Origin of the sequence: Streptomyces purpureus (assembly GCF_014648195.1) — a bacterium.
Taxonomy (GTDB): domain Bacteria; phylum Actinomycetota; class Actinomycetes; order Streptomycetales; family Streptomycetaceae; genus Streptomyces; species Streptomyces purpureus.
The window spans coordinates 71,878-92,895 of the sequence record NZ_BMQQ01000011.1 but is presented as its reverse complement, the minus strand read 5'-3'; the positions used below and the strand labels follow the sequence as shown (position 1 = coordinate 92,895).

Here is a 21,018-nt window from a genome sequence, read left to right as displayed (position 1 = left end):
TGCCCCGGGCGGCGTCGGGGAAGATCCTGCGCCGTGAGCTGAGGGACCGGGAAGGGGAGCGGGGAGAGGTATGACAGCGGTCGTCACGCGCGCGTACGAGCGCGGTATCGCCACCCTGACGCTGGACGCGCCGGACAGCCGTAACGCGCTCTCGGCGCGGCTGGTGGCGGAGCTGGCTCAGGCGCTGGGGGAGTGCGGTGAGGATCCGGCGGTGCGGGCGGTGGTGCTGACCCACACGGGCGGTACGTTCAGCGCGGGCGCGGATCTGAAGGCGCCACCGAGCCCGTATGCGTTCGTGGCGCTGCTGCGGCGGATCGTGGAGCTGCCGAAGCCGGTGGTGGCGCGGGTGGCGGGGCATGTGCGGGCCGGGGGGCTCGGGCTGGTCGGGGCGTGTGATGTCGCGGTGGCGACGGCGGGGTCGGACTTCGCGCTGACGGAGGCCCGGATCGGGGTGGCGCCGGCGGTGATCTCGCTGACGCTGCTGCCGAAGGTGGACGCGCGGGCGGCGGCCCGCTACTACCTGACGGGGGAGCGGTTCGACGCGGCCGAGGCGGTCCGGATCGGTCTGCTGACGGCGCTCGACGACGCCTTCGAACCGGTCGTGGACGGGCTGCGCAAGGGGTCGCCGCAGGGGCTGGCCGAGTCCAAGCGCCTGGTCACGGCTAGGGTGCTGGCAACCTTCGAGCGGGACGCGGAGGACCTGGTCCAGCGGTCCGCGTCGCTCTTCGCCTCGGCGGAGGCGCGCGAGGGGATGACAGCCTTCCTCGAACGACGGGACCCCGCATGGGTGTGGTGACCCCTCCCAAACAGGACCGCAGCCGGGTGACCCGGCAGCGGCTCCTGGAGGCGGCCGTGGCCTGCCTGGCCGAGTACGGCTGGGCGGGCTCGACGGTGTCGGTGGTCGCCGAGCGGGCCGGGGTGTCGCGGGGCGCGGCGCAGCACCACTTCCCGACCAGGGAGGACCTGTTCACGGCAGCGGTCGAGTACGTCGCCGAGGAGCGCTCGCAGGCGCTGCGGACGCTGCCCCCGCAGGACCGGGCGGACCGGGCGGCGGTGGTGGCGGCCCTGGTGGATCTGTACACGGGGCCGCTGTTCCGGGCGGCGCTGCACCTGTGGGTGGCGGCGTCGGACGAGGAGCAGCTGCGGCCGCGGGTGACGGAGCTGGAGGCGCGGGTGGGGCGGGAGTCCCACCGCATCGCGGTGGAGCTGCTGGGCGCGGACGAGTCGGTGCCGGGGGTGCGGGAGACGGTGCAGGGGCTCCTCGACATGGCCCGCGGGCTGGGGCTCGCCACGCTGCTCACGGACGATTCGGCGCGCAGGGGGCGGGTGGTGGCGCAGTGGGCGGCGATCCTCGACGCGACGCTGGGCCGGCCCTGAGCGAGGGGTTGTGACCGCCGTCCCGCAGCGGCGCGTGCACCGGGACGGGCGGGGCGTGTGGTGAACCGTGAGCGGGTGGGATGCCTGACCGCCGTCCCCAGCGGGGGCGCGTAACCGCCGTCCCGGCGGGGCGTGTGAACCGGCACGGGGCGGGGCGTGTGAACCGGCACGGGGCGGGGCGTGTGATCGTCGTCCCCGGAAGGGTGCGCCGCCCTCCCCAGCGAGGGGCGCGACCGCCTGCCCCAGCGCGGCATGTGACCTGGGTCACTTCAGGTTTTGCGGTCCGGGAGTACTCTGACCGCATGCTTTCGCTCGTACGCCGCCGCCACGTGGACTTCCTCCGCGTCGCGAGCATGGGCTGTCGTCGCTCCGTCTGACCCCGACGCCCCCTTTCCGTACGTCTCCCGTGGCCCCCGCCCCACCCTCGGCGGCCGCCCGGGAACCCGTATACCTCGCGGACGCCCCATGACTGCTCAGCCTGTCCAGACGTACCACCAGCTCCCGATCATCGACCTGTCCGCCGCCGACCGCGGCCCCCAGGCCCGCCGGCTGCTGCACGCGCAGCTGCACAGCGCGGCCCATGACGTGGGCTTCTTCCAGCTCGTCGGGCACGGCGTCACCGACGCCGAGACCGAGGCGCTGCTCGGCGCCATGCGGGCCTTCTTCGCCCTGCCGGAGGCCGACCGGCTCGCCATCGACAACGTGAACTCGCCGCATTTCCGCGGCTACACCCGCACCGGCGACGAACGCACCGGCGGCTCCCGGGACTGGCGCGACCAGCTCGACATCGGCGCCGAGCGGCCCGCGCACGTGCCGGGCCCGGGCGAGCCCGCCTACTGGTGGCTCCAGGGCCCCAACCAGTGGCCGGCCGCGCTGCCGCAGCTGCGGACCGCCGCGCTGAACTGGATCGAGCGGCTCAGCGGTGTCGCCGAGCGGCTCCTGCGTGAGCTGCTCGCCTCGATCGGCGCCCCGGCCGGCTTCTACGACGACGCCTTCGGCGAGCGGGCCCACCCGCATCTGAAGATGGTCCGTTACCCCGGCAGCGCGGGCGACGGCGCGGACCAGGGCGTCGGCGCCCACAAGGACTACGGCTTCCTGACCCTGCTGCTCCAGGACCAGGTCGGCGGACTCCAGGTCGAGCGGGAGGACGGCCGCTTCCACGATGTACCGCCGCTGCCCGGCGCGTTCGTCGTCAACCTGGGCGAGCTCCTGGAGGTCGCCACCGACGGCTACCTGCTGGCGACCAACCACCGGGTGGTGAGCCCGCCCGGGGCCACCGAACGCTTCTCCGTGCCGTTCTTCTACAACCCGCGGCTCGACGCCCGGATCGACCCGCTGCCCTTCCCGTACGCGGCGCACGCGCCCGGCGTCACGACCGACCCGGCGAACCCGCTGTTCGCCGAGTACGGCCGTAACGAACTCAAGGGCAAGCTGCGCGCCCACCCGCTGGTCGCGGCCCGGCACCACGCCGATCTGCTGCTCACCGAGCGGCAGCCCGCGCTCTCCCGCTGAGGCTGTCCCCGGGGTCAGCCCACGATGTCGTCGTAGCCGGCGATCTCGCGGGGGTCGCGGGCCCCGGGGCCGACGTAGCGGGCCGAGGGGCGCACGAGCCGGCCGGTGCGCTTCTGCTCCAGGATGTGCGCCGACCAGCCCGCCGTACGGGCACAGGTGAACATCGACGTGAACATGTGCGCCGGGACCTCCGCGAAGTCCAGCACGATCGCCGCCCAGAACTCGACGTTGGTGGCGAGCACCCGGTCGGGGCGGCGGTTGTGCAGCTCCTCCAGGGCGGCCTTCTCCAGCGCCTCGGCGACCTCGAAGCGGGGCGCCGCCAGCTCGCGCGCCGTACGCCGCAGGACGCGGGCGCGCGGGTCCTCGGCGCGGTAGACGCGGTGGCCGAAGCCCATCAGGCGCTCGCCCTTGTCCAGGGCCTGGCGGACGTAGGCGGCGGCGTCGCCGGTCCGCTCGATCTCCTCGATCATGCCGAGGACGCGGGAGGGGGCGCCGCCGTGCAGCGGGCCGGACATGGCACCGACGGCCCCGGAGAGCGCGGCGGCCACGTCGGCGCCGGTGGAGGCGATGACGCGGGCGGTGAACGTGGAGGCGTTCATGCCGTGCTCGGCGGCGGAGGTCCAGTAGGCGTCCACGGCCTTCACATGGCGCGGATCCGGCTCACCACGCCAGCGGATCATGAACCGCTCGACCACGGACTCGGCCTTGTCGATCTCGCTCTGCGGCACCATCGGCAGGCCCTGGCCACGGGCGGACTGGGCGACGTACGAAAGCGCCATGACGGCGGCCCGGGCCAGGTCGTCACGGGCCTGCTCGGCGTCGATGTCGAGGAGCGGTTTGAGGCCCCACACGGGGGCGAGCATCGCGAGCGCGGACTGCACGTCGACGCGGATGTCCCCGGAGTGGACCGGGATCGGGAACGGCTCGGCCGGCGGCAGACCGGGATTGAACGCCCCGTCGACGAGCAGGCCCCAGACGTTCCCGAAGGACACATGACCCACGAGGTCTTCGATGTCGACGCCCCGGTAGCGGAGGGCACCGCCCTCCTTGTCCGGTTCGGCGATCTCCGTTTCGAACGCGACGACTCCTTCGAGTCCGGGTACGAAGTCGGACATCAGGCGGCTCCTCAGATTCCAGGACAACTCGGTCGGGCTGTGCGGGGGTGATGCCCCGTGCGGCGGGTGGTCACCCGCATCGCTTCGTAGGGAGGCCACAGTGGCCCAGCGGAGAGTTTGGCCGGTCCCGCCGATGCGGGGAAGCGTGACAACCGGCACACTCCGCCGATGCGCCCAAGGAGGGTTAGCGGCACCCCGTGCCGGGCAGACTGGGTCCGCGCTGCACCCGGTGCGCCCCTCGCCCCCGGCGCCGGGGGCCTCTGCGGCAGGATGGGGCTGTGACCGACGCCGACGCGCACACCGCGGACCCTGCCGATGCCCTCGAAGGCGACGCCCTCGACCCCGCCGACATGCGTGAGCAGTACCGGACCACGGAGCTGACCGTGGCGGATCTCGCGCCCTCGCCGATCGAGCAGTTCGCCCGCTGGTTCAAGGAGGCCGCGGCCGAGACCGTCGCCATCCACGAGCCGAACGCCATGGTCGTCTCCACCGCCACCCCCGACGGGCGGCCGTCGTCCCGTACGGTCCTGATGAAGCACTACGACGAGGCCGGCTTCGTCTTCTACACGAACTACAACTCCCGCAAGGGCCACGAGCTGGCCGCCAACGCGCACGTCTCGCTGCTCTTCCCCTGGCATCCCATCGCCCGCCAGGTGATCGTCACGGGCACGGCGACCCGCACGGGCCGGGACGAGACCGCCGCGTACTTCCGCACCCGCCCGCACGGCTCGCAGCTGGGCGCCTGGGCCAGCCACCAGTCGACGGTCATCGGCACGCGCGAGGAACTGCTCGCCCGCTACGAGGAGCTGCACACCCGCTACCCGGAGGGCACGCATGTGCCGGTGCCGCCGGAGTGGGGCGGCTTCCGGGTCGTCCCGCAGACGGTGGAGTTCTGGCAGGGCCACGAGAACCGCCTGCACGACCGGCTGCGGTACGAGCGCACGGGCGAGGGCTGGACGGTGGAGCGCCTCTCACCGTGACGGCGCCCGCCCCAGGGTCGCCGGCTTCTCCCCGGACGGGAGCGGCCCGTGCGCGGTGCGCACGGGCCGTCGTGTCTGTGGCTGTCAGTGGTCGTTGACGAAGCTCACGTAGTACGAGCCCTGCAGGCCCCTGCCCTCGAAGTTCAGGGCGATCCTGTGGTTCTCCGCCAGGTTGTAGCGGCCGCCCTCACTGGCGGTGTGCGAGGCGCACGTTCCCTTGCCGCCGGTGGCCTTGAGCTCGTAGGCGGTCTTGTCGACGGATATGTCCATGACCAGTACCCAGGCCGAGTGGCCGTTGGCGGACGTGTCGCAGACGGAGATGACGTCGCCGTGTTCCTTCACGTAGACCTTGACGCCGTCGCCGGACCACGTGTGGTCCCACGAGCTGCCGCCGGGAGGCGCGACGGCTGCGGAGGCGGACGGCGCGGTGACGGTGGTCAGAGCGGTCAGAGCGGCCGCGCCGAGCAAGGCGGCGACGGTGCGCCGGCGGGGGGGAGCGCTTGGTGGCGGTGGGGGATGCGCTGGTGTGAAGCATGTGCCCTCTCGGATCGTTCGTCGGATGAAGTGATCACTCTACGATCCGCGCGGAACAGGAGCGTCCGCGAAGTGCCGTTCCACGGCCCGGCGTTGGCCGCCACATCACCCCCTTCCCGGACGAACGACCCCCTTCCGCCCGCCGCGTTCCGCTAGTACTGCTGGTTCTGCCCCAAGGCCACCGCCAGATCCACCGCCGCCGCCACCCTCGCCGCCACGCTCTCCCCGTACGCCGCGTCCGGCCGCTCGAACGCCGGCCGCGCCGCCGACCGCAGGAACGTCAGCACCCCCAGCGTCAGGCCCCGGCTGCGCAGCACCACGCACAGCGCGTACACCGCGTCCCGCGGCCAGCACCGGTCCGCCGCCCAGGCCTCGGCCGCCTCGGGCGCGGCGACCGGGGCACCGGCGCGTACCGGGCCCGTACGGTCCACCGCCTGCAGCGCGGGATGGCCGGCCCGGTAGCGGACCGGGATCCCGCCGCCCACCACCGCCGTGACCGGGCCCGGCGTACCGGCCGGTGTCGACGCGACCCGGCGCAGCCGCTCCCCGGGGCCGCACAGATCCACCAGCGCGTGGTCGGCGAACCCGGCCAGCGCGAAGTCGAGGTAGCAGGCCGCCGCCTCCATCGGATCCTCGAACTCCGCCGCGGCCACCCCCGCCCGGTGCAGCTGACTGAAGCGGAACCGCAGCCGGTCCGCGTCCTGCTGCGCCAGCCGCTCGTCGGTCACGTCCTGGAACATCCAGCCCACCCCGAGCGGTACGGGCTCCTCGGCGAGCGGCGACGCGAGCCGTACGAACGCCGAACGCAGGCAGCGGCGCCGCTCGCCGTCGTTCGTCTTCAGGGTCACCCACACCTCGGCGGGCGCGCGGGGCGGGCCCTCGGCGAGGACGTACTGCAAGGCGCTCTCCAGCTCCTCCACGCCCTGCGTGATCAGGTCGCCCAGGGGCCGCCCGAGCAGTCCCGTCCGCCCGGCGCCGAGGGCGCGGGCGGCGTGCCCGTTGACGACGGTGGGCCGCAGGTCCACGTCGACGAGGACGACACCCCAGGCGGCGTCCTCGAAGAGGGCCTCGCTGAGGGCGATGGACCGTTCCAGGTCGATCTGCGCGTGCACCTCGCTGAACGCGCAGTACACCCCCGCGGGCCGCCCGTCCGCCCCGCGCACCCCGGCCGACTGGGTCCGTACGAGCACCCGCCCGCCGTCCTTGCGTAGCAGCGCAAACTCATGCACCTGTCGACCGTGCGCGTGCATGACCCCCATCAGCCGCCCGTGCACATCCTCGGCATCCTCGCTCCGTACGGCCCACCCGTCGAACCCCCGCCGCCCGACGGCCTCCTCGGCGGTCCACCCGAGAATCCGCTCGGCCTCTCTGTTCCAGTGGGTGACGGCCCCGTCGGCGTCGAAGGCGCAGAGCGCGGCATCCATGCCGTCGAGCAACGCGGCCAGCAGATCTCCCCCGGGAGACTCACCCCCGGGCCCGGCGTCTTGAGCGGTCTCGCTCCTGGAAGCACTCATCCCGGAACCCCCTGCAGGACGTGCGTCACACGTGCAGGTGCACGCGCAGCCATTCAACTCGAACGTGACGCAGGACACAGCTGGTTCGCCGAAATCGTTTCACCCCGGAAACGAGGCGGACGAAAAACAGGCGAATAAATCGCTTGAGGGGTCCGGGACGAGTTGCCTAGGGTGTGGGTACACGCGAAAGGAGGTGATCCGAAAAAATGGTTTCTTTTCGGACTCGTGAGGTGACTGCGGGCTAACGGCCTGCCGTCGCACTCTGTGCACCTCGGCAGGCCACCTGCCGAAACCCAAGCAGTCACCCGACCCGTGGGCCGCCGGTAAGTCCGGCCGGCTTCCCGCCGTTTCCATGCGGCGGGAACCAAAGGCCCACGGGTCGTCTGCGTCCGGGCGCAAGTGGCGCGCGGTCAGACCGCGTGGCCCGGTCGTCCCGGCCGCGACGTCCCGCCGCTCTTCGAACCCTTCCGCCGCCTGCGCGAACGCGGCCGCCAGGCCCCCGGCGAGAGCGCGGGCCTGGGCCCGTCGATCGTGTCCTCGATCGCCCGCGCCCACACCGCGACGACCACGGCCCACCCGAACCCTCACGGCGGCGGCCTGACGATCCGGGTGGAGTTCTCCGGCCGGGGGATCCGTGGGCAGCACGCGTGAGGGGGCGGGGCCGCAGGGTGGGGTCGGTGTCCGCGGGCGCACCGCGTCCCGTCCGATCGGCCGCCCTCGCGGCCCTACCACGGCGTGCCGCACCGTCCAGCCCTCGCCCAGGGCGGTCTGGAGCCGCACCTGATGGCTCAGGGCGAGCTGCGCCGGGGTCGGGTTGCTCCCAGGCGCGTAACCGCAGGCCTCCTGGAGCATGACCACGTTCGCCTGGTGCTTGTCGACCAGCCCCTTCAGAGCGCTGATCTTCTCGTCGGGGTAGTTCCGCCGGGGCAGTACCCGACGTGGACGCCCCGAATGCCGCCCGCGTCCCCGCACATGTTCCAGGTGATGACGTTGGGATTCCACGGCGTCGGCCGCCGCCAGGAGCTCGTCGGCCGGAGGCCCACCGCGGCCTCGCCCGCCCGTACCGGCGCCGCCGGGACGCCCGCCGCCTGCGCCGGTCCTGGCGCGCCCGGCAGCAGCGAGGCCGAGGCCGCCATGCCCGCGACGACGGATCCGACGACGGATCTGATGCGTTTCACTGTCTCCCCCCAGGTGTTGATCTTTCCCCGCAGGCTGCGGCCGCCTGCCGGGCTCACGCAGGGGCCGCGTCCAGCGGTATCCGGGCAAGGTCGCCGGGCGCCAGGTCCGACAACGGGTCCGGGCCTGGCGGCGGAGCGCCACAAGAGGGATCAGTGGCGGAAGAAGATGCGGTCGCGGTACTCGGACATCACGCGGCCGTTCCACTCGTGGCCGCCGTCGACGTTGCCCGAGCGCAGCAGGGGCGGTTCGATGCCGCGGCGGACCAGTTCCTCGGCGGCCGCGGCCATCGTCGCCTGCATCAGCGCGCTGGTGACCACCGTGGACGCCGGGGCGAACGGCGCCTCGATGCCCTCGTGGGTCAGCTCCGCGTCGCCGACCGCGATCTTGGAGTCGAGGACGATGTCGCAGTGGTCCTTGAGGTACGTACCCGAGACGTGCCGCGACTTCGTCTCCGTCGCGTACGCCACCGACGTCACTCCGATCACCGTGAGTCCCAGCGCCCGCGCGTTCATCGCCATCTCGACCGGCAGGGCGTTGCGCCCGGAGAGGGAGATGATGATCAGGAGGTCGCCGGCCGTCGCCGGGGAGGAGTCGAGGACCGCGCCCGCCAGGCCGTCCACCCGCTCCAGGGCGGAGCCCAGCGTCGCCGGCATGACGTCGACGCCGACCACGCCCGGCACGGCGAGCAGATTCATCAGGGCAAGACCGCCCGCCCGGTAGACGACGTCCTGCGCGGCCAGCGAGGAGTGCCCGGCGCCGAAGGCGAAGAGGCGGCCACCTGCCGCGACGGTGTCGGCGATCGCGGCGCCCGACGCGGCGATCTCCGTCGCGTCCTCGTCGCGGACCTTCTGCAGCAGACCGATCGCGGCGTCGAAGAACTGGTCGGCCAGCTTGCTGTCGCCCATGCCCGGAGCTCCTTCTCCTCGTACCCGCCCCCCGTGACGCCGATCACCGTGCGGTCTGGACCATTGCCCTGTCAATACCGGCTCCGCCCCCCGTTCCCTCCGGAGAGGCACGGTTGTCAGCGGTATCCGGCAGAATTGGAACCAGGGCCACGCACGATTTCTCTCGAGGGGCACGTATGTCCGGACTGATCGACACCACGGAGATGTATCTCCGCACCATCCTCGAGCTCGAAGAAGAAGGCGTGGTCCCGATGCGCGCCCGAATCGCCGAGCGGCTCGACCAGAGCGGTCCGACGGTGAGCCAGACGGTGGCGCGCATGGAGCGCGACGGCCTGGTGGCCGTCGCCAGCGACCGCCACCTGGAGCTCACCGACGAGGGCCGCAAACTGGCCACGCGCGTGATGCGCAAGCACCGGCTCGCCGAGTGCCTGCTTGTCGACGTCATCGGCCTGGAGTGGGAGCAGGTCCACGCCGAGGCGTGCCGCTGGGAGCACGTGATGAGCGAGGCGGTGGAGCGGCGCGTCCTGGAGCTGCTGCGGCACCCGACGGAGTCGCCGTACGGCAACCCGATCCCGGGTCTGGAGGAGCTGGGCGAGAAGGCCGAGACGGAGTCCTTCCTGGACGACTCCATGGTCAGCCTGGCCGACCTGGACGCGGGCCCGGAGGGCAAGACCGTGATCGTCCGCCGTATCGGCGAGCCGATCCAGACCGACGCCCAGCTCATGTACACGCTGCGCCGCGCGGGCGTGCAGCCCGGCTCCGTGGTCAGCGTGACCGAGTCGCCCGGTGGTGTCCTGGTCGGCAGCAGCGGTGAGGCCGCGGAGCTGGAGGCCGAGGTGGCCTCGCACGTCTTCGTCGCCAAGCGCTGAACCGGCCACCGCGCTCCCTCGCCGCCGCTCCGCCTCGGCGCCTTCGGCGGAATCCCAGCGGTCCCGCCGGGTGCCGTGCCACGCTGGGCTAGGGCCGGGAGGGAGCGCTGCGATGAGCCCGTACGTACGACACGTTGACGAGGGACTCGGAATCGAGTGCCTCGGACGCGAGCGAGGCCGGGACGAGCGACTCGGAGCCGGGCGACGCGGAGTCGAGCGCCTCGTACGCGAGCGCCTGGGACACGAGCGACGCGGAGACGCCCGAGGCGGAGACGAGCAGAGCCCCGGCGCCGATGGGCGCCGGGGCCTGTCCTCCCCTGTGCCGACCCGGAGCCCCGAGCTCCCAGGGTCGGCTCCCTCGGACCGTTTTCCCCGAGCGGCCCGCCTCCCGCAGAAGATCTCCCCTCGGCGCCGGGCGTCAATCCTTGAGCGCGGTCACTCGAACGAGGGGTGTTACGCGGCAGACCCCCGTTTTCGAATACGGGTTCGATAGTCTGGCGGGGTTCGACGACGCAAGGAAGAGGGGGTGCCAGGGCACATGGTGCGACGGATCGACATCAACGGAACCGGCGGCGTACGCCTGGCTGCCTGGGAGTTCGCGGACCCGCCGAAGGGGCACGGCGACGGGGAGCCGACGCCCGGGGTCTTACTGCTGCACGGACTGATGGGCCGTGCCTCCCACTGGGCGCCCACCGCCCGCTGGCTCGCCGAGCGGCACCGCGCCGTCGCGCTCGACCAGCGGGGCCACGGCCGCAGCGACAAGCCGGCCGAGGGCCCCTTCAGCCGCGAGGCCTACGTCGCCGACGCGGCCGCCGCCGTCGAGCAGCTCGGACTCGGCCCGGTCACCCTCATCGGCCATTCCATGGGAGCCCTGACGGCCTGGCAGCTCGCTGCCGAGCGGCCCGACCTCGTGCGGGCGCTGATCATCTGCGACATGCGCGCCTCCGCCCTCGGCGCGGCCTCCCAGCGCGAGTGGGAGGACTGGTTCCGGGCGTGGCCGCTGCCGTTCGCGACGCTCGCGGACGTACGCAAGTGGTTCGGCGAGGACGACCCCTGGGTCGAGCGCCCCAACCCCGCGCGCGGTGAGTTCTTCGCCGAGGTCATGGTCGAGCGGACGGACGGCTGGCGCCCGGTCTTCTCCCGCGCCCAGATGCTGAAGGCCCGCGAGACGTGGGTCCACGACGCCCACTGGGAGTCGCTCGCGCAGGTCCGCTGCCCGACGCTGGTCGTCCGGGGCCTGGACGGCGAGCTGGGCCGCGCGGAGGCCCAGGAGATGGTCCGCGTCCTGCCCCACGGCCAGTACGCGGAGGTCCCCGACGCCGGCCACCTCGTCCACTACGACCGCCCGGACGCGTGGCGTTCGGCGATCGAGCCCTTCCTCGACGGCGTCCTCACCTCCTGAACCACCAGTCTCCCGAGCCCCTCTGACATCGATGCCACCGGCGCCCCGGCGGCCACCCGGCCGGGTGGCGTCGGCTCACGGCCGTACGAACGTCACGTCCGCCGCCCGCGCCACGACCTCCACCTCGTCGCCGAGCGCCCACTCGGCCACCCGCGAGACCATCGCGGCCGGTACGCCATCGCTGATGCCGGGCGCGGCCGGGATGTCGTACGTACCGTGCGCGTCGTGCGGCAGAACGACCCGGTAGTCCCGCTCGAGCGCCTCCCGGGCCGTCGCTGACACGCACATCTCCGACATCACCCCGCACACGGCGAGCGCCTCCACGCCCGCCGCGTCGAGGACGTCACCGAGGTCCGTCTCGTGGAAGCCGTCGTCCTCGGGCTTACGGATGACGTGGTCCCCGGGCTCCGGCGTCAGGAACAACTCCCAGCCAGGAGTGCCGGGCTCGTCGTCCGCCCCCGGCCCGCCGTCGTTCTGCAGATGCACGACGACGGCCCCGGCGCTACGGGCCCGGAGGATCAGATCCTCGGCGTTCTTGAGGAGCCGGTCGGCGCCTGGGACGGCGTGGTCGCCGGAGACGAAGGCGGTCTGCATGTCGACGACGATCAGGGCGTGTACGGGAGTGGTCATGAAGCGCCAGAATGCCACAGCGGGTGAACGCCCGGGCCGATCAAGGCCGTTCACCGGAGTCAGCCCAGCAGAGCCGTGGCCAGGGCCCCGGCCAGGTACGCGGCGCCCAGGCCGGCGAGGACGCTGACGAGCGCGTTGGCGGCGGCGAAGAACTTCGCGCCGGCCTCGGCCAGGCGCAGGGTCTCGAACGAGTAGGTGGAGTACGTGCTCAGGGTCGCGCACAGGCCGGGGCCGACGAGGTGCTGGAGCGCCGGTGGGACGGTGGCGGCGGTGGTGGCGCCGGTGAGGAAGCCGAGGAGGGCGCAGGCGGTGACGTTGACGCCGAAGGTGCCCCAGGGGAAGACGGTGGTGTGACGGACCTGGACGGCCCGGTCGGTGAGGTACCGCAGCGGGGCGCCGGCGAGCGCGCCGAGGACGACCATCAGCCAGTTCATACGACGGCCCGGCGGGTGAGCGCGGCGGCGGCCCAGACCGCGGCCAGCGCGGCGGCCAGGGTGGCGGACACGTACAGGAGCGCTGTGGCGAGCCGCCCGCCGTCCAGGAGGCGTTGGGTGTCGATGGTGGCCGTGGAGAAGGTGGTGAAGCCACCGAGGACGCCGGTGCCGAGGAAGGGGCGTACGAGGGGGTGGACGGTGAAGCGTTCGGTGATCAGGACCATGAGGACGCCCATGGCGGCGCAGCCGGAGACGTTGGTCCAGAACGTGGTCCAGGGGAAGGCGGTCGGGTCGGTGGGCCAGATCAGGGTGGCGCCGTAGCGTGCGCAGGCGCCGAGCGCGCCGCCGAGGGCGATGACGGAGAGGATCGCGGCCTGTTCGCGGGCGGGGGTGCGGCTGGGGCGGCCGGGCTTGGGCGGCCAGGGATCGATCGCGGTGTCCGGGTCGGCGGGCTCGGCCGCCCAGCCGGTCGGCTTGGGTTCGGGGCCGGGGGCAGGGGCGTCGTCCTCGGGGTGTTCTCTCGTCACGTGCCTCTCCTACCTGATGACGCAGAGTTTTTCTCCGAGCGGCGGTCACCTCCGTGCGGCGCGCTCCGTCGGTGCGCGGGCGGCCCGGAGCTGTGGGCCGCCCCCGCCCCCGGGTGCCTCAGCCCTTGCTGACCGCCGTCAGGATCTCCGGCAGCCGCCTGGCCACCTGCGGCGCCGCCACGCGCAGGCCCGCCCAGGCGAGCAGGAGGCCGTAGGCCGTGCCGACCGGCAGCAGCAGCCAGCGCCAGTCCGGGAGGTCCGCGGCGTGCAGGAAGACCGTCAGCGCGATCACCGGGGCGCACAGCAGCGCCGCCGCCAGCATGCCGCCGAAGATGGAGATCCAGGCCAGCCCGACCTGCCCCGGTGCCACGTTCTTGTAGCCGCTGTCCTGCGGGATCGAGTACGGGAAGCGGGCTGAAGCCACCGCGCCGGTCGCCAGCATCGCGCCGAGCAGGGCGAAGGAGAGGCCGAGCGCGTCGAGCAACTGGGTCCAGTCGCCGAGGACGGCCGCGGTCAGACCGGTGACCAGGGCCGAGTACGGCAGCGTGATCACCAGCAGGGCGTACGCCCGGGCGCGCAGCTCGACGAAGGCGTCGCGCGGCGTGGAGATCGTCTGCGCCACCATCCAGAAGGCGGAGGTGTCCTGGCCGAACTGGTTGTACATCAGGATGCCGAGCATGCCCGCGGCGAAGCAGGCGAAGTAGATCGAGCCGGTGCCCTGCAGGGCGTTGAAGAGGGGCACGATCAGCCCGATGGCCAGCGAGGTCACCCAGGCCGACTTGGTCTTCGGGTCGCGCAGGATGTAGCGCAGGCTGCGCTCCATCACCGTGCCCGTGCGGCCCTCGGGCAGCAGCTGCCACAGGCCCCGCGCGGACTCCTTGCGGGCCGGTTCGGCGGTCTGGAGCGTCGAGCCGTCGGGGGCGGTCATGAGCTTGACGAGGCTGCGCCGCCAGGCGTGCAGCAGCCAGACGAGGACGGCTGCTGTCAGGAGGAGTTGGGCGGCGGCCCGGCCGTACGCGCCCTCGCTCGCGGAGTCGACGGCGCCGATGGCCGAGGCGGGCGGGATCCAGCCGACCACGTCCGCGATCGGTTCCAGCGGGGACAGGCCGCCCGCCTGGCCGAGGCGCTGGGCGCCGAAGTTGACGATCTGGATACCGACGGCGACCACCAGGCCGCTGAGCACGGCGAGGTCGCGGCCCTTGCGGGAGGTCAGCAGCCGGATGTTCCCGGCGGCGACGGCCCGGGCGAGGGCCACGCACATCAGCAGCACCAGCGGCACGGCGAGCACGGCGGTGACCGTCGCCGCTGCGCCGTGGGCCAGAGAGATGCCCGCGCCGACGGCCAGGCAGAGCGTGAACAGCGGCCCGATGCCGACGAGCGAGGAGACCAGCAGGGCCCGTACGAGCGGTGCGGGCCGCAGCGGCAGCATGACCAGCCGGGTCGGGTCCAGGGTCTCGTCGCCGCTGGGGAAGAAGAGCGGCATGACCGCCCAGCCGAGGCCGGTGAGGCCGACGAGCAGCAGGGCGATGGCGTCGGCGTGGGCGTTGCCGCGCAGCAGGACCAGGCCGAGGAGCAGGGCCGCGGCGACGAGGAGGCCGCAGACGGCGGACAGGACGTAGGCGACGGTACGGCCGGAGGACTGGCGCAGGCCGTTGCGCAGCAGGGCCAGCTTGAGCCGTACGAAGACGGGGGTGAGGGCCGCGGTGTCGCCACCCGCCGCACTGGAATGGGCTGTCGGGCTGATCGGGCTCGTGGGGCTCATCGGGCGGACCCGCCGAGCCAGTCGAGGCTGTGACCGTCGTCCTGCCCACCCGCGCCCACCAGTTCGAGGAAAGCGTTCTGCAGGGAGGGTGCCGAGCCGCGTACGTCTTCCAGGGTCCCCTGGGCGCGGATGTGCCCGGCGGCCATCACGGCGACCCAGTCGCACAGCGACTCCACCAGCTCCATGACGTGGCTGGAGAAGACGACGGTGGCGCCGGAGGCGGTGTAGCGCTCCAGGACGCCGCGGATGGTCTGGGCCGAGACGGGGTCGACGCCCTCGAACGGCTCGTCCAGGAAGAGGACCTGGGGGTTGTGCAGCAGCGCGGCGGCGAGGCCGATCTTCTTGCGCATGCCGGTCGAGTAGTCGACGACCAGCTTGTGCTGGGCGCCGGCCAGGTCGAGCACGTCGAGGAGCTGTCCGGCCCGCTTGTCGACCTCGGCGCCGGGCAGCCCGCGCAGTCGGCCGGTGTACGCGAGGAGTTCGCGGCCGGAGAGCCGTTCGAAGAGCCGCAGCCCTTCGGGGAGGACGCCGATCCTGGCCTTGACCTCGGCCGGGTCGCTCCAGACGTCGTGTCCGTCGACCTCGATCCGGCCCGCGTCGGGCCGGAGCAGGCCGGTGACCATGGAGAGGGTGGTGGTCTTGCCGGCGCCGTTGGGGCCGACGAGACCGATGAACTTGCCTGCGGGGAGGGTGAGATCGATGCCGGAGACCGCGATCTGCTGGCCGAATCTCTTCCAGAGCCCTTCGACACGAACGGCGGGCGGCGCCGTCTCCGGCGCTCCACCCGCCACGTTCACATGCTGGTCCCGCATGGCTCCGACCCCGACCTTTCGGTTGTCCCCGTGGTACGGGGACAACCTTACGGTCGTCGGGTGCGGGCCGCCGCTGCCTCCCGTCCGCAGGCGTACGCCACCGGGCTGATCAGCTCTTCCACGTCCGGAAGCCATCGGTTGGCGGGGGTCGGGCGGCGTACCCACTGGACGGCGCCGTGGGTGCCGACGCGGGTGGGGGGTGCGGCGACGTAGTGGCCTTCGCCGCGGGTGATGAGATCGATCGAGCTCGGTGCCCAGCCGAGCTTGCGGACCAGGTCGGGGACCTTGGCGGCGGCGCCGGGCAGGACGAAGAACAGCATCCGGCGGTCGGGGGTGCAGGTGACCGGGCCGAGGGTCAGCTCCATCCGCTCCATCCTGGCCAGGGCCAGGAATCCGGCGGACTCGGGGACATCCAGGGTGTCGAAGGTGCGGCCGGTCGGCAGCAGGATCGATGACTTGGGCTGCTTGCCCCACATTCGGCGGGCTCCGGCGCCGCTGCCCGTGGCCTGGGTGGCCCAGTCCGGCCTGGCCGGGTGGGCCCCCGGCGCGACACAGGAAGGGACGCCGCAGGAGCAGAGCTCAGCCCCGTCCACCGCCTCCAGCCAGGTGCCGGGGAACACGTCCCAGTGCCGCTCTTCCGCGTACCGCACGGCGCTGTCCAGCAGCTGCTCGCCTCGCTGCTTGGGGATCTGTGCGGCTTCCGTGACTCCGATGGTCTCTTCCACGAAGAACACAACTCCCGCCACCACCTCGGGTTACGGGCGTCACACGGCACGGCGAGGAGCAATCGATCCTGCATGCGGGGCGCATGGGTGCACGGGTGGGGGCGCGCGTGCGGGCGGGGAGCGGCGGTGGGGTAGCCAGATCCGGTGAGGCGCCGATGGGGCGATCTCGTCGTTGATCACGGTACCGCCGGTCGGACCGGAGCCACCCGGAAGATCTGCAACCATCCGGTACGGCCGGAGCCACCCGGAACATCTGGAACCATCCGGAACCACCAGAGCTACCCGGAAGATCTGGAACAGACCGGAACCACCGGAACCATCCGCAGCGCCCGAACTTCCCGGAACGGGCGAACTTTCGGCATTGGTGCGCACACTTCTGCATTGACCGCATATTCACCGGGCAGTGATCACGCCAGTGATCGCTCACCGGCCTCAGGGGGTAGTCATGGCAGCCAGGCCTCTCGTCGCCCGTCAGCCCAACGAACGGCTGCAGGCGCTGATTCAGGAAGCCGGGTGCTCCAACGCCGGGCTTGCCCGGCGCGTCAACATGGTCGGCGCCGAGCGCGGCCTCGATCTGCGGTACGACAAGACGTCCGTGGCCCGCTGGCTCCGTGGCCAGCAGCCGCGGGGCAGGGCGCCGGGAATCATCGCCGAGGCGCTCGGCCGGAAGCTCGGCCGCACGGTCACGATCGACGAGATCGGGATGGCGAACGGAAAGAACCTCGCCTCGGGCGTGGGGTTGCAGTTCTCGCCGACCGTGCTCGGCGCGATCGAACAGGTCTGTGAGCTGTGGCGCAGTGACGTGGGGCGGCGGGACTTCCTGTCGGGGTCGACGGTCGCCGCGTCGGCGCTGGTGGAGCCGAGCCGGGACTGGCTGATCACGGCCGCGGACGCGCAGGTGGCGCGGGCGGCGGGGCCGGCCGGGGCGCGGGTGGGTGTCTCGGACGTCGAGGCGGTGATCGCGATGACGCAGGCGCTGGTGGATCTGGACCACCGGTTCGGCAGCGGTCATGTGCGGCCGGTGGTGGTCCACTACCTCAACAGTGTGGTGTCGGGGCTGCTTTCGGGGACGTACCGCGAGTCGGTGGGGCGTCGGCTGTTCGCGGCGGTGGCGCGGCTGACCGAGCTGGCCGGGTACATGGCGGTGGACACGGGACAGCCCGGCCTGGCGCAGCGGTACTACATCCAGGCGCTGCGGCTGGCGCAGGCGGCGGGGGACCGGGGCTACGGCGGGTACGTACTGGCGGCGTCGATGAGTCATCTCGCCGCGCAGCTGGGCAATCCCCGGGAGATCGCGCAGCTGGCGCGGGCGGCGCAGGAGGGTGCGCGGGGCCATGTGACGCCGCGTGCGGAGGCGATGTTCTTCGCGGCGGAGGCGCGGGGGCACGCGCTGCTCGGTGACGCGCGGATGTGCCAGGAGGTGGCGGGCCGGGCGCTGGCCGCGCTGGACCGGGCCGATCCGGAGGCGGGCGACGACCCGGTGTGGATCGCCCACTTCGACCACGCCTATCTCGCCGACGAGCTGGCGCACTGCCACCGCGATCTCGGGCAGTCGGACGCGGCGGCGCGGGCGGCCAGGGACGCGATCGAGGGGCATCCGCAGACGCGGGCGCGGCGGCGGGCGATCGGGATGGTCCTGCTGGCGTCGGCGCAGGTGCAGCAGCGTGAGGTGGAGCAGGCCTGCCACACGGGCACGCGCGCGCTGGAGCTGCTGGGGTCGCTGCGGTCGTCGCGGGGTGCGGAGTATCTGGACGATCTCCAGCAGCGGCTGGAGCCGTACGGGGACGAGCCGTCGGTACGGGAGTTCACGGCGAGGCTGGAGTTGCAGGCGGCGTAACGGCAGTCGCAGGCGGCGCAGCAGCAGTCGCGGGCGGCGTAACGGCAGTTGGCGGCGGTGGAACGGCGGCCTTGGGTGTGGTCGGCGCGTGCCCCTTCGGGGGGTGCGCGCCGACCGTGTTTTCGGGGGCGGAGGCGGTTCAGCGGCCCCGCGGCACCTGACAAATTGTTGAAGTGATCATTGCTGCCGCTTACAACTATCAGCACTCTGGGCGCGCCCTCGGGAATGGAAGTTCATTTCCGAATCGTGAACTCACTGTCTGATGGGACCCCCATGAGCGCTCGCCCCTGGCTGATCGACATCCACCACCACGCCATGCCCGACACGTTCGCCCGGGCGCTTCCCAGCGGCGTACCGCTGCCCGGCGTGGACTACCCCGCCTGGACCGCCGACCGCAGCCTCGAAGTCATGGACCGCAACGCCATCGCCGCGTCCGTGCTGTCCATCACCGCCCCCGGGATCCACTTCGGCGACGCCGGCGCCACCCGCCGCGTCGCCCGCGAGGTCAACGAGTCCTTCGCCGGGATCGTCGCCGAACACCCCACCCGCTTCGGCGCCTTCGCGGTCCTGCCGCTGCCGGACCCGGCCGCCTCCAAGGAGGAGCTCGCCTACGCCCTCGACGAGCTGAAGCTCGACGGCGTCGGGCTGTTCTCCAGCTACGGCGACCGCTACCTCGGCGACCCCGAGTTCGAGCCCGTCCTCGCCGAACTGGCCGAGCGCGGCGTGCCGGTGCACGTCCACCCGATGAGCCCGCCCGCCAAGGACGTACGCTCCTTCGACCTGCCGCCGTCGCTGTACGACTTCGTCTTCGAGACCACCCGTACCGTCGCCAGCCTGCTCTTCAACGGCGTCCTCGACCGGCTGCCGGACCTCAAGCTGATCCTCTCCCACGCCGGCGGCTCCGTCCCGTTCCTCGCCAAGCGGCTCACCTACGGGCCCACCATCGGCGCCCACCTCAAGGACCGCCAGCCCGCCGACCTCATCGGCTCGCTGCGGCGGCTCCACTACGACACCGCCATGTCGGCCAACGAGTTCGCCCTGCCCACCCTCGACCGGCTCGTCGACCCCACCCGGATCCTCTTCGGCAGCGACTTCCCGTTCATGAAGCAGCCCGAGGTCGCCGAATCCGTCGCCGGGATCCTCGCCCACCCCGGCTGGAACGACGAACAGCGCCTGCTCGTCGAGCGCGGCAACGCCCTGCGGCTCTTCCCCGGCCTCGCCCGGCGCCTCACCGCCGCCGAAGGGAACACGCGGTGAGCGGCGGCGACCGCACCGGGCTGTGGCTGGGCACCCTGCTCGACGAGACCGCCGCCCGACGCCCCGACGGGATCGTCGTGATCGACCACCAGCTCGACGCCCTGCCCGACGCGCGCCGCAAGCTCAATGTGGCCGAACTCGCCGGGTACGTCGCCGACCTGGCCGCCCGGCTGTGGGCGGCGGGCGTCCGCCCCGGCGACCACATCGCCCTGCACAAGAGCGCCAACTTCGACCTCTACCTGCTCGCCTGCGCGGCCGCCCGGATCGGGGCCGTACCCGCCCTGCTCTCGCCCGCGCTGGACCGCGACACCGTCGCCGTCCTGCTGCGCCGCCTCGGCCGCCCCCATCTGCTCACCGACACCGCCAAGCTCACCGGCGACCTGGCCGGGCTCGACCTCGCCGCACTCACCGACCGGGTCCTGACACCCGCCGGAAGCCACCCCGGGGCCGTCTCCCTGGCCGCCCTCGCCGGCTCACCGGCCGTCGACGCCGTACGGACCGCGCCCGACAGCCCCGCCCTGATGACCCACACCTCGGGCACCACCGGCATCCCCAAGCTCGTCGTCCACTCGGCCCGCTCCCTCCTCGGCCGGCTACGGCCCCAGGAACGGCTGGCCGACGCCATCCGCGAGCCCGAACGCTGCCTGATCCACGTCTCGTTCGTGCACTCCCGGCTCTTCCTCGCCCTCGCCGTCCTGCTGCCCCGCGGCATGCCCGCGATCGTGCTGCGCGACGGCGACCCCGAGCACGTCGCCGAGATCTGCGCCAAGACCGAGCCCGGGCTCCTGGAGACCCACCCCAACAGCTTCATGGAGTGGGAGCACCTGGCCGACGACCCCCGCAGGCCGTTCGCCCACGTCAAGTACTTCAGCTCCACCTTCGACGCCATCCACCCCGGCACCATCCGGCGGCTGCTCGCCGCGTCCGAGCGGCGCTTCCCGCTCTTCCACCAGCTGTACGGGCAGAGCGAGTGCGGGCCCGTCGCCGGCCGCGCCTACACCCGGCATGGCGCCGACGCCATCGACGGACGCTGCCTGGGCCACCCGCTGCCGGGCACCGCGCGGATCCGCGTGGTCGCCCGCGAAGGGGCCGAACCCGGCCCCGACACCCCCGGCCACATCGAGGTACGTACCCCCGGCCGGGCCCTCACCTACTACGGCGAGGACGAGCGCTACGCCCGCCAGGTCGACGGCGACTGGTGGCGGATGGGCGACGTCGGCCACCTCACCCCGCGCGGCTGCGTCCACCTCCTCGACCGTGAGGTCGACCTGATCCCCTCGCTGCGCTCCACGCTGGAGGCCGAGGACACCATCCTGGCCCGCCTCCCCGAACTCACCGAGCTGGTCTTCGTACCGGGCCCGGACCGCGAACCCGTACCGGTCCTGTGCACCCGCGACGACCTCCCGCTGGACCTCGACCGCTGGCGCTCCGCCGTGACGGACCTCCCCGCCGACCTGGCCCACCCCGTCCAGCTCCGGCTCACGGACCTGCCCCGCACGGCCACGTCCAAGATCCGCCGCCTGGAACTGGCGGAGCGCCTCAGCCACGTGTGAGCCCAGGCCCCCGAGGAACGAGGGGGCCGAGCACGATCGACCGTCGGCGCACGCTCAAAGCGCCCGGTGGGGGTCCCCCCGGCGAAGCCAGGGG

At 72.7% G+C, this 21,018-nt stretch carries 22 protein-coding genes; 10 read left to right on the top strand and 12 right to left on the bottom strand.

Annotated features, from left to right (window positions below; genetic code table 11):
* Positions 1-70 precede the first annotated feature (70 nt).
* The 3 genes from IEZ01_RS16165 to IEZ01_RS16155 all read left to right on the top strand — a co-directional run bounded on the left by IEZ01_RS16165 (position 71) and on the right by IEZ01_RS16155 (position 2,889).
* A complete protein-coding gene (locus tag IEZ01_RS16165) occupies positions 71-796 on the top strand; it encodes an enoyl-CoA hydratase family protein (protein ID WP_189202276.1) in 726 nt (241 codons plus the stop codon).
* Entirely contained in the window at positions 784-1,377 is a 594-nt protein-coding gene (locus IEZ01_RS16160; RefSeq protein ID WP_189202274.1) for a TetR/AcrR family transcriptional regulator, read from the top strand. The genes IEZ01_RS16165 and IEZ01_RS16160 overlap by 13 nt, the downstream gene beginning before the upstream one ends.
* Positions 1,378-1,842: 465 nt before the next feature.
* On the top strand, positions 1,843-2,889 hold the full coding sequence (locus IEZ01_RS16155) for an isopenicillin N synthase family dioxygenase (RefSeq protein ID WP_019887260.1): 1,047 nt from the start codon (positions 1,843-1,845) through the stop codon (positions 2,887-2,889).
* Positions 2,890-2,903: 14 nt separating this feature from the next.
* On the opposite strand, the gene IEZ01_RS16150 is transcribed toward IEZ01_RS16155, so the two are convergent.
* A complete protein-coding gene (locus IEZ01_RS16150) occupies positions 2,904-4,004 on the bottom strand; it encodes a citrate synthase 2 (protein WP_019887259.1) in 1,101 nt (366 codons plus the stop codon).
* A gap of 350 nt (positions 4,005-4,354) precedes the next feature.
* Here IEZ01_RS16150 and pdxH point away from each other — a divergent pair, with 350 nt between their 5' ends.
* Complete coding sequence (gene pdxH / locus IEZ01_RS16145) at positions 4,355-4,984, top strand: pyridoxamine 5'-phosphate oxidase (protein ID WP_028797661.1); 630 nt, start codon at positions 4,355-4,357, stop codon at positions 4,982-4,984.
* Positions 4,985-5,068: 84 nt separating this feature from the next.
* Here the strand turns inward: pdxH and IEZ01_RS16140 are convergent, their stop codons facing one another.
* Together IEZ01_RS16140 and IEZ01_RS16135 are read right to left on the bottom strand one after the other, a co-directional pair.
* Complete coding sequence (locus tag IEZ01_RS16140; RefSeq protein ID WP_189202272.1) at positions 5,069-5,452, bottom strand: hypothetical protein; 384 nt, start codon at positions 5,450-5,452, stop codon at positions 5,069-5,071.
* 218 nt (positions 5,453-5,670) lie between these two features.
* Positions 5,671-7,032, bottom strand: a complete 1,362-nt coding sequence (locus tag IEZ01_RS16135) for a PAS domain-containing protein (protein ID WP_028797659.1) — start codon at positions 7,030-7,032, stop codon at positions 5,671-5,673.
* A gap of 399 nt (positions 7,033-7,431) precedes the next feature.
* On the opposite strand from IEZ01_RS16135, the gene IEZ01_RS16130 reads away from it, so the two are divergent.
* A complete protein-coding gene (locus IEZ01_RS16130) occupies positions 7,432-7,683 on the top strand; it encodes a hypothetical protein (RefSeq protein WP_189202270.1) in 252 nt (83 codons plus the stop codon).
* A gap of 236 nt (positions 7,684-7,919) precedes the next feature.
* Here IEZ01_RS16130 and IEZ01_RS16125 read toward each other — a convergent pair whose 3' ends face one another.
* The gene (locus IEZ01_RS16125) at positions 7,920-8,210 is read right to left on the bottom strand and encodes a hypothetical protein (protein ID WP_189202268.1); all 291 of its coding nucleotides are present in this window, start codon (positions 8,208-8,210) and stop codon (positions 7,920-7,922) included.
* Between the two features lie 150 nt (positions 8,211-8,360).
* Positions 8,361-9,116, bottom strand: coding sequence for an SIS domain-containing protein (locus tag IEZ01_RS16120; RefSeq protein ID WP_019887254.1), 756 nt, complete (start codon positions 9,114-9,116; stop codon positions 8,361-8,363).
* A gap of 176 nt (positions 9,117-9,292) precedes the next feature.
* Between IEZ01_RS16120 and IEZ01_RS16115 the strand changes: the two genes are divergently transcribed.
* Positions 9,293-9,985, top strand: a complete 693-nt coding sequence (locus IEZ01_RS16115) for an iron-dependent transcriptional repressor DtxR (RefSeq protein ID WP_019887253.1) — start codon at positions 9,293-9,295, stop codon at positions 9,983-9,985.
* Between the two features lie 88 nt (positions 9,986-10,073).
* On the opposite strand, the gene IEZ01_RS16110 is transcribed toward IEZ01_RS16115, so the two are convergent.
* A complete protein-coding gene (locus tag IEZ01_RS16110) occupies positions 10,074-10,229 on the bottom strand; it encodes a hypothetical protein (protein ID WP_019887252.1) in 156 nt (51 codons plus the stop codon).
* 294 nt (positions 10,230-10,523) lie between these two features.
* Here IEZ01_RS16110 and IEZ01_RS16105 point away from each other — a divergent pair, with 294 nt between their 5' ends.
* Positions 10,524-11,387 (top strand): alpha/beta fold hydrolase, encoded by an 864-nt coding sequence (locus tag IEZ01_RS16105; protein WP_019887251.1) that lies wholly within the window; start codon positions 10,524-10,526, stop codon positions 11,385-11,387.
* 75 nt (positions 11,388-11,462) lie between these two features.
* Here the strand turns inward: IEZ01_RS16105 and IEZ01_RS16100 are convergent, their stop codons facing one another.
* The 6 genes from IEZ01_RS16100 to IEZ01_RS16075 form a co-directional block, all read right to left on the bottom strand.
* Positions 11,463-12,017 (bottom strand): isochorismatase family protein, encoded by a 555-nt coding sequence (locus tag IEZ01_RS16100; RefSeq protein ID WP_040875515.1) that lies wholly within the window; start codon positions 12,015-12,017, stop codon positions 11,463-11,465.
* A 59-nt stretch (positions 12,018-12,076) separates the two neighbouring features.
* Positions 12,077-12,451 (bottom strand): fluoride efflux transporter FluC, encoded by a 375-nt coding sequence (locus IEZ01_RS16095; RefSeq protein WP_189202266.1) that lies wholly within the window; start codon positions 12,449-12,451, stop codon positions 12,077-12,079.
* Entirely contained in the window at positions 12,448-12,978 is a 531-nt protein-coding gene (crcB, locus tag IEZ01_RS16090) for a fluoride efflux transporter CrcB (protein WP_019887247.1), read from the bottom strand. Before crcB ends, IEZ01_RS16095 begins: the two co-directional genes overlap by 4 nt.
* 118 nt (positions 12,979-13,096) lie before the next feature.
* The gene (locus tag IEZ01_RS16085; RefSeq protein WP_019887245.1) at positions 13,097-14,740 is read right to left on the bottom strand and encodes a hypothetical protein; all 1,644 of its coding nucleotides are present in this window, start codon (positions 14,738-14,740) and stop codon (positions 13,097-13,099) included.
* Complete coding sequence (locus IEZ01_RS16080; RefSeq protein ID WP_019887243.1) at positions 14,737-15,552, bottom strand: ABC transporter ATP-binding protein; 816 nt, start codon at positions 15,550-15,552, stop codon at positions 14,737-14,739. Before IEZ01_RS16080 ends, IEZ01_RS16085 begins: the two co-directional genes overlap by 4 nt.
* 47 nt (positions 15,553-15,599) lie before the next feature.
* The gene (locus IEZ01_RS16075) at positions 15,600-16,286 is read right to left on the bottom strand and encodes a bifunctional DNA primase/polymerase (protein WP_019887241.1); all 687 of its coding nucleotides are present in this window, start codon (positions 16,284-16,286) and stop codon (positions 15,600-15,602) included.
* Positions 16,287-16,722: 436 nt separating this feature from the next.
* Between IEZ01_RS16075 and IEZ01_RS16070 the strand changes: the two genes are divergently transcribed.
* The 3 genes from IEZ01_RS16070 (at position 16,723) to IEZ01_RS16060 (ending at position 20,924) form a co-directional block, all read left to right on the top strand.
* A complete protein-coding gene (locus IEZ01_RS16070) occupies positions 16,723-18,114 on the top strand; it encodes an NsdA family TPR-like regulatory protein (protein WP_028797656.1) in 1,392 nt (463 codons plus the stop codon).
* Positions 18,115-18,387: 273 nt separating this feature from the next.
* On the top strand, positions 18,388-19,371 hold the full coding sequence (locus IEZ01_RS16065) for an amidohydrolase family protein (RefSeq protein WP_189202264.1): 984 nt from the start codon (positions 18,388-18,390) through the stop codon (positions 19,369-19,371).
* Positions 19,368-20,924 (top strand): class I adenylate-forming enzyme family protein, encoded by a 1,557-nt coding sequence (locus IEZ01_RS16060; RefSeq protein ID WP_189202262.1) that lies wholly within the window; start codon positions 19,368-19,370, stop codon positions 20,922-20,924. Before IEZ01_RS16065 ends, IEZ01_RS16060 begins: the two co-directional genes overlap by 4 nt.
* Positions 20,925-21,018 lie beyond the last annotated feature (94 nt).